This window comes from Agarivorans sp. 1_MG-2023, from assembly GCF_030548385.1.
Lineage (GTDB): Bacteria > Pseudomonadota > Gammaproteobacteria > Enterobacterales > Celerinatantimonadaceae > Agarivorans.
The window spans coordinates 146,774-161,060 of the sequence record NZ_JAUOSJ010000005.1 but is presented as its reverse complement, the minus strand read 5'-3'; the positions used below and the strand labels follow the sequence as shown (position 1 = coordinate 161,060).

General features: G+C 45.1%; 11 protein-coding genes. 5 read left to right on the top strand and 6 right to left on the bottom strand.

Translation table 11 applies throughout. From position 1 onward, the window contains the following. Positions 1-16: 16 nt before the first annotated feature. Positions 17-1,909 (top strand): RimK/LysX family protein, encoded by a 1,893-nt coding sequence (locus Q4592_RS09030; RefSeq protein WP_303512087.1) that lies wholly within the window; start codon positions 17-19, stop codon positions 1,907-1,909. Between the two features lie 64 nt (positions 1,910-1,973). On the opposite strand, the gene Q4592_RS09025 is transcribed toward Q4592_RS09030, so the two are convergent. Further along, entirely contained in the window at positions 1,974-3,737 is a 1,764-nt protein-coding gene (locus Q4592_RS09025) for a phosphatidylserine/phosphatidylglycerophosphate/cardiolipin synthase family protein (protein WP_303512086.1), read from the bottom strand. A gap of 242 nt (positions 3,738-3,979) precedes the next feature. Between Q4592_RS09025 and Q4592_RS09020 the strand changes: the two genes are divergently transcribed. After that, positions 3,980-4,717: an ABC transporter substrate-binding protein gene (locus tag Q4592_RS09020; RefSeq protein ID WP_303512084.1), complete on the top strand. Its 738-nt coding sequence runs from the start codon at positions 3,980-3,982 to the stop codon at positions 4,715-4,717. 2 nt (positions 4,718-4,719) lie between these two features. On the opposite strand, the gene Q4592_RS09015 is transcribed toward Q4592_RS09020, so the two are convergent. From Q4592_RS09015 to Q4592_RS08995, 5 genes are all read right to left on the bottom strand, one after another. Next, positions 4,720-6,018 (bottom strand): sodium:proton antiporter, encoded by a 1,299-nt coding sequence (locus tag Q4592_RS09015; protein WP_303512082.1) that lies wholly within the window; start codon positions 6,016-6,018, stop codon positions 4,720-4,722. Positions 6,019-6,174: 156 nt separating this feature from the next. After that, complete coding sequence (locus Q4592_RS09010) at positions 6,175-7,359, bottom strand: AGE family epimerase/isomerase (protein ID WP_303512080.1); 1,185 nt, start codon at positions 7,357-7,359, stop codon at positions 6,175-6,177. Between the two features lie 2 nt (positions 7,360-7,361). Next, on the bottom strand, positions 7,362-8,348 hold the full coding sequence (locus tag Q4592_RS09005; protein ID WP_303512079.1) for a carbohydrate kinase: 987 nt from the start codon (positions 8,346-8,348) through the stop codon (positions 7,362-7,364). A 117-nt stretch (positions 8,349-8,465) separates the two neighbouring features. Then, positions 8,466-8,879: an alternative ribosome rescue aminoacyl-tRNA hydrolase ArfB gene (gene arfB, locus Q4592_RS09000; protein WP_137674035.1), complete on the bottom strand. Its 414-nt coding sequence runs from the start codon at positions 8,877-8,879 to the stop codon at positions 8,466-8,468. A gap of 65 nt (positions 8,880-8,944) precedes the next feature. Then, entirely contained in the window at positions 8,945-11,389 is a 2,445-nt protein-coding gene (locus Q4592_RS08995) for an EAL domain-containing protein (protein WP_303512076.1), read from the bottom strand. 296 nt (positions 11,390-11,685) lie between these two features. Between Q4592_RS08995 and Q4592_RS08990 the strand changes: the two genes are divergently transcribed. From Q4592_RS08990 to Q4592_RS08980, 3 genes are read left to right on the top strand one after another with little or no spacing between them, the layout of a single operon-like run. Then, on the top strand, positions 11,686-12,435 hold the full coding sequence (locus tag Q4592_RS08990) for a DUF3450 domain-containing protein (protein ID WP_303512074.1): 750 nt from the start codon (positions 11,686-11,688) through the stop codon (positions 12,433-12,435). After that, positions 12,422-13,741, top strand: a complete 1,320-nt coding sequence (locus Q4592_RS08985) for a MotA/TolQ/ExbB proton channel family protein (protein WP_303512072.1) — start codon at positions 12,422-12,424, stop codon at positions 13,739-13,741. The genes Q4592_RS08990 and Q4592_RS08985 overlap by 14 nt, the downstream gene beginning before the upstream one ends. Next, positions 13,738-14,286 carry a MotA/TolQ/ExbB proton channel family protein gene (locus Q4592_RS08980; protein ID WP_303512070.1) on the top strand — a complete coding sequence of 183 codons (549 nt, stop codon included), beginning with the start codon at positions 13,738-13,740 and terminating at the stop codon, positions 14,284-14,286. Before Q4592_RS08985 ends, Q4592_RS08980 begins: the two co-directional genes overlap by 4 nt. The last annotated feature ends 1 nt before the right edge of the window (position 14,287 follow it).

The following is a 14,287-nucleotide window of genomic DNA, read 5'->3' as shown; positions in this document are numbered from 1 at the left end:
ATTGAATTAAAGGTTAATGATGAATTTTATTTTTCGCGCAATAGTAACGCTACTGTCAGTCGCGCTTACGCAAGCGCCCGCTTATGCTACTCCCCTAGAGCAAAGCCCCTTCTACCCTAACGGCGCTTATTACCATTTAGATGGCAAACTGGTGATGGGCCGTATCGAAAATATCTATTATTCAGACGTAGAACAACTCAAGGGCATTGGTGTTCCCGCAAAAATAGATACGGGAGCAGATACCACTTCTATTCATGCTATTAACATCAGTATTCATAGCCAGCACCCAGCACTAGCTAAACTAGAAGGTGAAGTGCTCTTAAAAGCGATTGCCGAGCGTTTTGGCGACCCCGATACAGAATGGTGGCTGGAGAGCTTTGACACACCAGAGCGCAACATAAACGCCACTGTAAAATTTGATTTAGTTCATCCGCAAACTGGCGAACTATTGAGTTTAGAACGGCCATTGGCTCGCCTAAGCGGCATACAGGGGCGTGGAGACCACGGTATTCTTTACCGCCCAGTGGTAGAACTCGCGCTATCTTCTGGCGATATCACGGTAAACACCGCGGTAAACCTAACTGACCGCAGTGCGTTTTCTTACTCCATTTTAATTGGCAAAACCTTCTTGCGGGAGCAAGCCTGGGTAGATTCAAGTTACGATTACTTACAACAAGAACCGCTAGCTAAAATACTCGGCACTAAAGAAACCGCCTATTTAGATACGCTACCACTTGCAGTCAGTATGTCTTTAAATAATCGTCGCAGCAGCTTAAATGCCACAAATATCGAGATAGACGCGAAGAAAAAACAAGTAAGTTTTGAGGTGGTTGCGAGCAATAAAAAAACCAAGGTTTACACCCTCCCCTTGTTAAAAATACTAAAAATTGGTGATAAGTATCACCCCATGGTCAATATGCCGATAAGTTTTGGCGAAGAAGCTAAACACATTGAGTTAGTGTTGCGCGACCGCTCTATGCGAAGCACCCAGCTGCGCTTGGGCAAAGAAGCGCTCAATCAGTATTTTCTTATCGACTTAAGTGCCGAACATTTAGCAGATAAACCGTTGAAGTCTGCCATAGAGCAGGCAAAGCAAGCCCCACTTATGATTACTCCCGAAGAGCAAATAAACATAGATGGCGTGTGGCTAGCGGCTGAACCTTCTTTTGCGGTAAGCACTTCGCTACTGCGTGTGAAAAGCTTAAAAACCTTGGAGCGAAGTGACCAGAAACGTCCCATCGCGGCATTTTCGGCTACCGATGTTCAAGGCAAAGTATACGTATTTGAGCAAGCCATTGACCGTAACATAAGCGTGGGAGAAGTAACGCGCCCGGTTATTAAACCTACCTTAAGTTTTTCCAATTCTCGCCGCCAGACAGACATAGCGCTAGAGCTTGCATCTGCAGACGACCCAGAAATGCTATCCATTGGTGAGAAGTTTGTCGAAGGGCCATTATTAGTAAATACCCGCACCACGAATATTTTGGATAAGCGTAACGCCATTCGTGCGGGATATGTAGAGCAAGCAACAGTAGAAGGTTTAAGCATTCCGGTAAAACTAGATACCGGTGCCGATGTAAGCTCTATGCACGCAGAAAACATCAAGCGCTTTGAACAAGACGGCAAAGCCATGGTCACCTTTACCTATAAAAATGCCGATGGATTACGTCAAGAGTTCACCCGCGAAGTAGTAGACAAAATGGTGATTAAGGCGCGCGTAGGCGAGCAAGCTAACTCTCGTCCAGTAGTCTTAATGAATGTGCAATTGGGTGAAGTGATTGAAACCGTTCGCGTTAATTTACAAAACCGCGAGAACTTCAGTTACAGCATGATTTTAGGCAAGAACTTTTTACGCCATGGTTTTGTTGTAAGCAGCGATGGTGGCTTTATTCTTACCAAGCAGCCTTAACAACCTCATATTACATAATTAAAAAACGGCCCTAGAGCCGTTTTTTGATTGATTAAAGCGGGTGTTAAAACTGGTATTTCAAACCGGTTTTATCCAAGGTTTTGTATATTCCTCGTTGGCTGTCTGAAGTAAACCCCTTCATTCCGCCCTGCTCTCTTACCTTATTGCGCATCTCTAACCACTCGTCACTGCCCCAACGAGACGATTGTGATTTAAGTAAATCAAACTCTTGATTAAGTCTGTTTACGATACCAGAACCTTCGAAGAAAAAGCCCACTTCGTTGTTATAAAGCAATGAGCGAAAGTCTAAGTTGGTGGTGCCTACAAAAGCAAAATTATCGACCACAATAAATTTTGCATGAAGTTTACCGTAGTAAGTTTCCCCTCCTAGCGCGGCGGCATCGGCCCTGCCTAGCTGATAGAAGAAAATACGAGGATGATTAACCAATGCCAGCCACTCTTTAGAAGCGATAAAGTCAGGGTTTTGTTCATGCTTTGCTACATCTGACTCCAGCCACAGCTCTACCATTTCCTTACTCATTAACATCGACGGAACAGTATGCATATCTATCACCGCTTGGGTGAAGAAGTTATCGCTGGTCAATACAGAGTTGGTAATAATCTCAATCTTTCTTTCCGGATCTTTTTCTAACCACGCCAGCGTGGTGTTGAGGTCTTTCTCCAATACTCCTTCGTCTTTGAACAAGTCTGATTGCAAAAACAAATACGGCGATACAACGCGGATGGATTTTAAATCATTGTCGCCATAAGCGACTCGCGCCAAAATGCCACTAATAGAGTTAGCGTTGGCTTTTTTGTTGGTGCTGTAGTGCTTCACTAAATCAGTAGCATTAAGATTATCCAATTCATGAGCAAAACGGGTCGTTGAAGGCGAGAAACCTTGTTGCAAATAAGACGCTACTGATTGGTACGCATTGGCAAACGCAGCAGAAGCCTTTAACTCTGCCAGGCTGTCTAAAGATATTTGCATGCGTTCGGTATAGGGGAAAACAATGGATAGCTTTTTATTACCGGGTTTTGAGAACAATACCGAATAGTAGTATTCAGTCAGCTGGGCAGGTGAGCTTTTTCTATCTGCATCAGGTTCTGGCCTTATTAACACCTCTAGATCCTTAAATGCGTTAGGGTCTGGCTCACCGTGGTGATCCAATCCGTAGTAATGCAAAGAGATATTGCGGCCTCCCGTCATTATCCACGCTTTTTCTGGATAAGCGCCGTCGACCACCAGCAGCTTATCGTGTGAACGGCGATTAGCATTTGAACCAGACTGCGTAAGCGCGTTAAACACTACCGCCTGCACTCGTGCTCTGTTTTTGGTAGCTTCGCCATTTCGCGCTTTAACAAAACCTGCCGTTTTAGCACATTCAATCAAACCTTTGAGGTCACCGTGCTCCATACTTAGCGAGCCTAAACTATCAACCATAATACGTACATCTACGCCACGCTTAACCGCTTCACAAAGTGCACCAAGTATCGCATCACCAGATAGGTCGGGAGTATAGATGTAATAGGCTAAATCTAGGCTGTGCTCTGCCTGTTCAATTAAGTGGATTTTTACAGCCAAACTTTGAATAGCTTCATCAGTGCTTGAGCCAACAACTTTTACCGACGCCAGTTGATGAGGCAGTTTAGATTCTGATGCTAGTTTTAAGTAATCTTGATCCTGTTCATCGGCTGTTCGCCAGCGTCGATCTTCTAACTGCTTTGTGGTCCATGAGTCATCAATGGCATTGTCGGGAACCACTCTCTGCGCTGAACAAGCTTGCAGCAAGGCCAGCAGCAGTATCATACGTCCATATTTGATCATCAATAACATCCTGTTTTATGACTAAGATTGGCAAAAAATAACCACCTACTTTACCGAGTAGCAAGCATCAAAGATAGCCACTCCCACAGATAAACAGAGATGTTAAGCCATCAAGGTTCTCTATGTGAGCGCACAGATAAAGGTACTGTTACCTCTTTATACCTGCTTATTAACTCGCTGTTTTTACTAGCATAGTCTACTTTTAAACAAGTAATAGATCACTCTATAGGAGGTTTCATTACATGTTTAATAGATGGGCCTTTTGCATTGCATTATGTCTAATGCTCAACGCTAAAGCTTATAGCGAGAGCTACACCATTTACAGTATAGAGGCGCCACCACTAACCATGCTTAATAGCCAGCAAGCCGGGATAGTGGGAGATGTAGTGCTAGAAGCATTTCGCCGCTTAGGGCATAGGGTAAAGGTTGAAACCCTTCCTTGGAAGCGCGCTCAACGCTTAGCCAGCCAGGGAAATAACCAGTTCATCATGCCTTTAGCCTTGTTACCTAGCCGTGAGCAACAATTTACTTGGGTAGCCTATATTATGACTTTAGAGCGTAGTTTTGTGAGTACCAATAAACCCATAAATAGCTATCAACAAGCCAGAGAACAAGTACACAAAATAGGGGTTGGCCAAGGCTCTGCGCAAGCAACTATCTTGCAAAGTAAGAACTATAAAAAAGACCAAGTTGTTGAAATTAAAATCGGCAGAGCCGCCGCTGAAATGCTACAACGCGGCCGAATAGATGCGTGGTTTAATGGAACACCGGAATCGGTTTGGTATTGGAATCAACAATACCCAAAACAGCCTTTGATAGTAGGAGACCCGGTTGAATCTAATCAACTATTTTTAGCCGCTTCTAAGAATGTTGATCCAATACTGGTTCAACAACTAGCACTCACTATTCAGCAACTGCACGACGAAGGATTTGTTAAACGCACTGAGCAGCACTATTTAGGAGCACACGCGAAACCTTAACATTAGTTTTCTTTGTTACTTTGCGCTCTCGATAACTCTAGATTTTTAGCCCGGTTGATCAATGGCACTATGCTGGATCCCTGCACTAAAATCGAGAACACAACCACCGCATAAGTCATCACTAAAATAATCTCCCGCACATCAATATTCTTCTCTGGCAAAATCATCACACCCGCCGGTACCGACATCGCCATCGCCAAAGCCAAGCCGCCACGTAAACCACCCCAGGTTAGAATAGCGACCGACATAGGGTTATAAGACTTAACCAGACTAAAACCCAAAAAAGGAAGCCCTACGCTTATCAAACGACTCAACAATACCAAAGGAATGGCTAGCAACATTAACCACACATCTTCGATATGAAAAACAAAGCCGACCAGCACTAAACCAATCAGTAAAAACAGCAAATTATTGAGAAACTCCTCTAGTACATGCCACAGATGATCAAAGCTTTGTTTGCTCGCCTGAGTGAAGTACTTTTCTCGCGTAATGTTGCCAATATAGATACCCGCCACCACCATGGCTAAAGCGCCAGACACACCAAGGTGTTCGGCAAATACAAAACCTGCAGTGGGAATAGACAAGCTCACGAGCAGCTCTAATGAGTCATCATCGGTATGCTTAATTAAGTAGTTGGCTGCTAAGCCAAGCAACAGCCCATATACGATGCCACCACCAGCCTCATGTAAAAACAGCCACGCTATGGCTGGGCCACTGAGCTCTTGGTGAGTAAATGCAATACCAAAAACCGAAACAAACATCACCAATCCAAAACCGTCGTTAAACAATGACTCTCCTTCAACTTGAATAGAGATTTGCTGCGGAGCCTGCATTTTTTTCACAATAGCCAAAACAGCGATGGGATCGGTAGGAGAAATTAAAGCACCAAACAACAGGCAATAAATAAAGTCTAGCGGTAAGCCTACCCAAGGCAAAATCCACCACAGTAAACTGGCAACCAAAAAACTGGAGATCAAAGTAGAAAAAAGCGCTAGTACCGCAATTTCTGTGCGCTGGGCAGCCAAGTGTTTTAAGTTGATGCCAAGACCACCAGCAAACAATAGAAAACCGAGCATGCCGTGTAACAGTAAATTTTGAAAATTGATCGCACTTATTGATTCAATCAACCGGGGGAAGGCCTGAAACAACTTGGTTTCGCCCAATAATATAAGTAACAGAGACAACACTATAGACGCGGCGGTAATTGTAATGGTGGATTGAACTGAGCCTATGCGACTATTCACATAGGCAATTAACATGGCTAAGGCGGCAAGGTAACAGAGGCTGTAATAAGTATCCAAAGATGAGTCCAGTATTCAAGCAAATCATTGCTTAGTTATTAGCTGTAAACTCAAGTATAGACAGTGGCTTAAACAAGCTAACAAAATAGCCTGTTTAAACCCGTTTGATTTAAGCGTTTCTCTTAACCTCTCAATACTAGGCCTTATTAACTTACATTACGCTTGCATGGCCCTTAGAACTTCTAAGCAGGCGCCAATAGTATGATAGTCAATCTTCGCGCCGGGGCTGGCAATCAAAGGATCCATCACTTCACCCTCTCGGCTTAATACACGCCACCAAGGCTGATGTTTAGCCTCGCAAAACTGTTGCCAGCTGTACTTCCACAAACTGTCGTACGCTGTCCAATACGCCTGCTTACCAGTAGCAGTGGCCAGTAATGCTGCAGCAGCAAAAGACTCCGCCTGTACCCAAAAGTATTTTTCGTCATCACATACCGAACCATCGGGTGCTAAGCCGTAATATAAACCGCCATATTGATGATCCCAGGCTTTTTCCATGGCATATGTGAACAGCTTTTCGGCACACGGCAATAACCAATCGGCACTATGGTGACGTGATAACATCACCAGCAATTTAGTCCACTCAGTTTGGTGACCGGGTTGAAAACCCCATGGCCGATACAGGTTTTTAGGATCGTTACGGTTGAACTCCCAATCCACTTGCCATTGCGGGTTGTAATGCTCCCAAACTAAGCCATCTGTGGAATAGCATTGGCGTAAACAAATATTTTGAGCAATGGTAATCGCACGGTGTAAATAACGAGATTCTTGGGTAGCCTCATACGCAGCAATCATTGCTTCGCATGCATGCATGTTGGCATTTTGACCGCGATAATCACTTATCGTTTGCCAATCGGCACTGGCTTCGTCGGCATACAATCCCCACTCCTGTTGCCAGAAACGCTGTTCCATTAGTTCAAAAGTAGCCGCTAGCTGTTGCTTAGCACCTGCTCGTCCCACTTTTACTGCTGCAGAATACATCAGCATGACAAACGCTAAGCCATAACAATAGTTAGTTTGTTCTATCGGGCAATCGCCATCAATCAACCAGTTATACGCTTGCCGTTGAGAGTCAAAATGGTGATTTTCTACATAGCTAAAACCATGTTCAGCTAAGTCTAAAAACGCCTTATTTTGCTCACGTAAACCCACATGAGCAAAAATGTAAGCTAAGCGAGTCGAGCTGACTAATTGCTTTACGCTGTCATGCTGGGCTTCGCCGCTAGGCAATAAGGCTTGAAAATAGCCACCACTCGGGTCTAAAGCATGCTCTTGGTAAAATTCGCTAAGCGCTAAAACATGCTGCTGCAAAAACTGCGAACTACGAAAAACGGGAAGCATAGTCACTCCTTGTGTTGAATAAACTGTTGGATATCGTGATGTGAAGGCAAAGCGCTCCAAGCGCCACGTTTAGTTACCGCTAACGCGCCAGCAACCACCGCATGGTTAAGCGCATCCGCTAAGGGTGAAACTAAAGAAATGGCGTGTTCCAGGGCGGCAGAATCGGTAATGCCCTGCTCAATAAGTGACGCTAGCCATGCGCCGGTAAAGGCGTCACCGGCGCCAGTAGTATCCACCACATCCACCTTAGGTGTAGCCAACTGTAGGGTTTCTTTTGCGCTAAACAGTTGCACGGGCTCTGCCCCATCAGTAAGTAAAATGAGTTTTACGCCAAGTGCAAACATATGACTAGCCAGATCGTCAACTTGCACACCTTTAGCTAAATAATCCCATTCTTCCAAGCTCAACTTAAGCATGTCAGATAGAGCCGCCGCCTGCATAACCCGAGGGATAAGCTGCTCTGTGCTTGGCCACAACGCTAAACGTAAGTTCACGTCAAAACTGATTAACATGCCACCTTGTTTGGCCGCAGTAATAGCCTGTAAAGTGGTGTCGGCAATCGCCGCTTCGGTGAGGGTATTAGAGCAAATATGAAACAGCCCTGCCCCAGAAAACAGTTGCTGAGGAAAATCATTAAACGACAGTTTTAGATCGGCTGAATTGTTACGATGAAAACTAAAGCTGCGCTCGCCACTGACATCTAAACTAACAAAGGCCATTGGCGTAGGGTGTTCAGATGAATGGAGTAAATAGTCACAGTTTACCTGTTGTTGTTGCAAACAATCTCGAAGGTAAACACCAGCAGCATCTTCGCCTAGTTGGCCTAACATGTATGCAGGTTGCCCAAGCCCTGCCACAGCCACCGCTACATTAGCGGGAGCTCCACCAGGGTATTGCCCATAGATAGGAATGTCGATTTTGCCTTGGCGCTGAAATTCCAAAGGGATCCAATCTACCAATACTTCACCAAAGGCCAACAGTCGCGACATAACTACTTCCTTAGTTTTCGGCTAATAAGTGCCTTCAACGTTACACATAAGAAACCGCTTAGTCAGCCCTAAATAGCCTTAGATAATGTGTTTCCTAGTGTTTTCCGAGCAAGGTCACTAATAGCTAATTTTGTTGCGTAATTGTTTGGTTTGGCCGCGTTGGGTTTTCTTATCCATACGTCTACGCTGAGAGCCATACGTAGCTTTAGTCGCTCGGCGGCTTTTTTGTACCACCGCAGCACTAACAATTAGCTCTTTTAGCCGCTGCAATGCGTCTTCTTTATTACGTTCTTGAGTACGGTGGCTTTGCGCCTTAAGCACTAAAACGCCATCTTTACTAATGCGTTGGTCGTTGAGTTTAAGTAAGCGTTCTTTATAAAAGGCAGGAAGGCTAGAACGCTTAATATCAAAGCGTAAGTGCACCGCACTGGACACTTTATTAACATTTTGGCCGCCCGCGCCCTGAGCACGAATGGCAGTGAGTTCGATTTCCCAGTCGGCAAGGCTAACACTATTAGAGATTTCGAGCATAACTGCAGATTACCAAAATGAATGAAGATTTAGTGTAACAAACTCAAGCCAGCTTATTAACTGGCTCAAGCATTATGCGGTAACAACATTGCCTCGCCGTTTAGCAATGCTTCAAAGTCATCTTTAGCTAATGGCTTGGCAAACCAATAGCCCTGAGCAAAATCACAACCTGCTTCGCGCAGCAAACGGGCTTGATGTTCAGACTCAATGCCTTCAGCAATTACCTGAATACCCAACTTATGAGCCATCACAATAATCGCTTTACACACAATCAAATCATCACCATCTTCAGCCAGATTGTGAATAAACATACGGTCAATTTTTAGGTATTCAATATCAAATTTCTGCAAATAAGCTAGCGATGAATAGCCAGTACCAAAATCATCAAGCGCCACTTCTACCCCGGCTTCACTAAACGCTAAAAGTTTTGCGTTTACCACAGGGCTGTTTTCCATCAGCAGTCCTTCGGTGATCTCCATCACCACATCTGCGCTTGATAAGCCCGCCTCAGCCAACTGGGTCAACCAATGATTTACATCACACTCGGCTTCGTAATATTGTTTTGGAGAAGTATTAATACTGAGCTGAATAGGTCGTAGGCCTTGTTCTTTCCAGTGTTTAAGTTGCGCCACAGCGCTGCTGAATACCCAGTTACCAATTTCTACAATCACACCTGTTTCTTCGGCAACATGAATAAAGTCATGCGGGCTAATCCAGCCTTGAGTAGGGTGATTCCAACGCACCAGCACTTCTGCTTTAATCATTTCGCCAGAGGCTAAATCCACAATCGGTTGGTAATGCACACACAGCTGTTTTTTGGCGACGGCTTGGCGTAAATCGTTCGCCAACAAACGGCGCACCTGAGCTTGTTCTTGCAAGGACGCAGTAAAGTAACTAAGTCGATTTCGCCCCTGCTGCTTGGCAACATACATAGCTTGGTCTGCATGTTTTAGTAGATCATCTATTTTATCGCCGTCTTGCGGGGCAAACGCCACTCCAATACTAGTAGAAATGTAAACCCGCTCTATGCCCAGTTGAAACGGTGTACTTAAGGTTTTAAGCACTGCGTCGCCTAACTCGGCGACCCGCGAGCCTTCTTCGTTTTCACTCAGCAAGATAATAAACTCATCCCCTCCCAAACGGGCAACATGTTCACCTTGCAAAATACAATGCTGAATACGCTGGGCGGCAATTTGCAACAACATATCGCCCATATCATGGCCAAGCGTGTCATTAATGCCTTTAAATTGGTCTAAATCCAATAACATTAAACACACGCGCTCTTCAGCAAGGCGAGTCGCCAAGGCGTCACTAAGCAAGCGGTTTAACATTCTCCGATTAGGTAAACCGGTAAGTGGGTCAAAGTTGGCTTGTTGCCATACTTGTTCTTCCGCTTTTTTACGCACAGCCACTTCTTTGCTTAGCGCAGCGGTGCGCTGCTTAACGCGCTGTTCGAGTAAGGTTCTACTGGTATAAACCTCGCCAGCCATGGCATTGAACTGCCCAACCAAACTGTCCATTTCGATGGAAATAAAGCGTCGTTTTGGTGTTACAAACTTGCCCATTTCACCATGAGAGATCCCTTGAGTGGCCTCTACTACTTGGCTGATTGGTCGCACGATAACGCAAGACAGATACCAAGTAATAACCCCAACTACCATCACACACAATATGCTCACCAAAAAGGCGTACTCTTGTAAGCGCATTGATTGAGATTGCAACTCAGCAATGGGCTGCGGAACAATTACGCCCCAACCAGGTCCCTCTACTCTTGAGTAACCGGCGATCATATCGGCCTGCAAAGCCGGTGAATAAAACTGACTGACCCCAAAAGGCTGGTCACGCATTTGCACAATTGGGTCCAGCCCAGATAAATCTTTTGCCCGGGTTGCCCATTGTTGATTAGGATGCGCCAGCACTCGACCAAACTGATCAAACAACGCAACATGTCCTTGGTCGCCAAAGCGCACTTCAGACTGGCTTTCTAGCAAGTAATCGGTTGTTAGTGCCGCCAATAAATAGCGGTCTTGGCCCTGATAGGTAGTTAAAAATAGAGTGGGCTTGGTTACCCCTTCTATAACAACACCGCTGTAAAAAGCTTGGTCTTTGTATACTCTAGCCAACTCCATGGCCACTTGGATTTGCGCAGGAATAGTTTCAAACGGCGTGATATCTTGCTCAGAAAAGTAAAACCGCTGACCACGGCCTACTTGCCATTCAAATAGGGCATAAATATTGATGCTTTTTAATAAAGGTCTAAGTTCCGAGTGAAAGCCGTGATGCGAAATTTGTTGGTTTACGCTGTTAAAAATGGCCGAGGTATCAGCCGCATAACGCGATAACGCGGTGCTTAAGTTTCGGGCAATCAAAAGATGTTTATCTTGCACCAAGGCGGTTTCGTTTTGTTGCACTTGATGCTTCAGCCACGAGCTAACCATTAGAGCAGGCAGCAGTGCAGCAGACATGCAAATAACAAACAATATGTAACGTAAAGAGATCCGCCTATTCATCCTTGAGCCAGAACTTAAAAAAACAAGCGGCGATTTTACATCATATTCACTGGCTTATGAGCTTAATTTTGTAAAAACAGTAATAAATCACCTAACAATCTTTAAGCGCTTAAACACACTTAAAACTTAAGTACTTAATCATGCAACGAATTCACTTTGCTATTTTGCTTTTGCCTTATAATAAGCCTTAGTTAAAATAAGCTAGGCAGCACCACCCAGTGATAAACGGCTACTCTTAATATAATAAGTATGCCGCTTAGCTTAGTGTTTCATCAGCATCAGGAAGCTTCTACATAATGCGGCGTTACTTACTTTTGACAATATTGGCGCTAATCAGCCTTAGCACCAATGCCAATCAAAGCATCGAACAACAACTTCAACGTCAAGCGCTTAACCAGCAATCTCAGCAGCGTATTGATGATCTCGATGCTAAGCGCCAACAAGCCAGCCAACAAACCCGCGGGGTTAAGCAGCAACTCGCCTTAGTGGAGCAATACAATCAACATCTTGGTGCCATGGTGGCACAACAGCAGCAAGAGCTCAGCCAGCTACAGCAAGATATAGCCTCGTTAGATGATACCGAGCAACAAGCGCTGCCGCTGGTTCACTCCATGTTGCAAGAACTTAAGCTTTTCATTACTCAAGACTTACCTTTTTTACAACAGCAACGCCTGCAAAGCATTGCCCGCCTCGAATTACTGTTAGATCGCGCCGATGTCAGTTTGGCAGAGAAGTATCGCCAAGTGCTCGAAGCCTATCAAATTGAAATGGAATACGGTGAAAGCATTGCCGCTTACCAAGGGCCTTTAGCCGAACAACAGGTTAATTACTTTCGCTTAGGCCGCACCGCTTGGTATTACCAAACTTTGAACGGCCACACCTCAGCACTTTGGGACCCTAAGCAGAAACAATGGCAAGCCCTTAACCAAGCCGACAATTTAGCATTGGGTGACGCCTTGGCCATCGCTTGGCAACAGCAAGCCCCGCGCTTATTGAGCTTGCCGTTAAATCAGCTTGAGCAAGGAGCGACCAATGCAAATCCTTAAGTATTTGTGTTTTAGCCTTTGCGCTTGCCTTGTCAGCAGCCAGAGCTGGGCAAGTGAATTAAACACAATTGAGCAAACACAGCTAAGCAATCAGCAGCGCGAGCAAGGCTTTATTGATGCACTGCAACTGCAGCAAGATGCTTTGAAGCAGCAACAACAAGCTCTGACTCATGCGCAAAATCAGCAACAAGAACTCAAGCAACAGTTTAGCGACAACGAACAAGCGCTAACTAAGCAATACCAGCAACTACAACAGCGCAGTGGGCAGTTAGGGCAAGTGCTAGAGGTAGTAAAACTGAAAGCACAAGAAAGCCAGCAAACCATTGCTAGCTCTATTCTCAGCGCTCAGTACCCAGAATCAGTACTTCAATTAGCCTTTGCCGAACAAGCAGCTCTGCCTAGCGCCACTAACATTCAAGACTTAGCCGCCGCTTTACTCAATAATTTACAGCAATCTTCAACTATCAGTTTTTTTGATGCGAAAGTAATAGATAAGCAAGGTGACCGCCAAACCTTGCCGTTAATGCGAATAGGTAGCTTCAATATTATTAGCGAACAAGGCGAGTATGTAGAATGGTTAGCGGCTAACCAACTACTCCAGCTATATGCCACTCAACCTAGTGAAACCAGTGCTGCAGAGGCTTTTTTTAAGGGCCAACAAACTCGTTTACTCATAGACCCTTCTCGCGGCCAGCTTTTAAGCCTACTTGATCTTGAGCCCTCGCTGAAACAACGTGTTCAGCAAGGTGGGGCTGTCGCTATTGTTATCATCTTTGTGGCAGTGCTTGGTTTAGTGGTGGCCTTATATCGCATCGCTCGTTTGCTGCACATTGAGCGCGCCGTGCGCCAGCAACTTAAAGCTTCAACACCGTCTGACTCCAATCCATTGGGGAGAGTATTGTTATCAGCTCAACATGCTCATCAATCACTAGAAGAGCTAGAACTGCGGGTTGATGAAGCTATTTTGAATGAACTCCCCCAGTTGGAGCGCGGCCAAAGCTTAGTGAAGTTGTTTGCTGGTATTGCGCCTCTGCTAGGGTTGCTTGGCACAGTTATCGGTATGATAGCGACTTTTCAAAGCATCAGCTTATTTGGCAATGGCGACCCTAAATTGCTGGCTTCGGGCATTTCTCAAGCCTTAGTTACCACTGTACTTGGCTTGGTCGCTGCAATACCACTGCTATTTTGCTCAAGCTTAATGAGCTCTCGCAGTAGAGTTTTACTGCAACTGCTGCAACAAAAAAGCTTAGCAATGCTGGCCGACCAACAATACCAATCCGCCAGTAAACCAGAGGCCAAAGCGTGAATGCCCTAAGCCAAAGCTGGCAGCAGGCTTGGCTCACTTTGGGCCAACTACTGTATTCAGGTGGCTGGGTATTAGTGCTGCTGCTGGTGATTACCGCTTTGTTAAGCAGCTTACTACTAGAGCGCTATTGGTTTCGTTTTGTTTCCTATCCCCAGTTATTGATTAACTACCAGCGTCGGCTTACGCAACAGCAGTCAGCTAAACATCTCCAAGCAGCCTACTGGCTAAGCCTACGTTGCGATATGGAATTGAAGTTAAACCAACACCTTAGCTTAATTAAAAGCTTAGTTGGCCTATGTCCACTGATTGGTTTACTGGGCACCGTAACCGGGATGATTCACGTGTTTGATACCATGGCTTTAGCCGGCAGCAGTGATCCTAAGTTAATGTCGGCAGGCATTGCTCGAGCAACACTGCCTACGATGGCAGGGATGAGCATTGCCTTAATTGCTGTTATCAATTTTACTTATTTGAAACGTTGGAGTAGCCGCAGCAAACTTTTTCTGCAACAGCGTCCGCAGCATTTAGCGAAAGGAAACCGCTAAT

Excerpts from the sequence above, each read along its gene's own strand:
- Q4592_RS09030 (WP_303512087.1), top strand. The coding sequence starts at position 17 with ATGATGAATTTTATTTTTCGCGCAATAGTAACGCTACTGTCAGTCGCG.
- Q4592_RS09025 (WP_303512086.1), bottom strand. The coding sequence starts at position 3,737 with ATGATCAAATATGGACGTATGATACTGCTGCTGGCCTTGCTGCAAGCT.
- Q4592_RS09020 (WP_303512084.1), top strand. The coding sequence starts at position 3,980 with ATGTTTAATAGATGGGCCTTTTGCATTGCATTATGTCTAATGCTCAAC.
- Q4592_RS09010 (WP_303512080.1), bottom strand. The coding sequence starts at position 7,359 with ATGCTTCCCGTTTTTCGTAGTTCGCAGTTTTTGCAGCAGCATGTTTTA.
- Q4592_RS09005 (WP_303512079.1), bottom strand. The coding sequence starts at position 8,348 with ATGTCGCGACTGTTGGCCTTTGGTGAAGTATTGGTAGATTGGATCCCT.
- arfB (WP_137674035.1), bottom strand. The coding sequence starts at position 8,879 with ATGCTCGAAATCTCTAATAGTGTTAGCCTTGCCGACTGGGAAATCGAA.
- Q4592_RS08995 (WP_303512076.1), bottom strand. The coding sequence starts at position 11,389 with ATGAATAGGCGGATCTCTTTACGTTACATATTGTTTGTTATTTGCATG.
- Q4592_RS08990 (WP_303512074.1), top strand. The coding sequence starts at position 11,686 with ATGCGGCGTTACTTACTTTTGACAATATTGGCGCTAATCAGCCTTAGC.
- Q4592_RS08985 (WP_303512072.1), top strand. The coding sequence starts at position 12,422 with ATGCAAATCCTTAAGTATTTGTGTTTTAGCCTTTGCGCTTGCCTTGTC.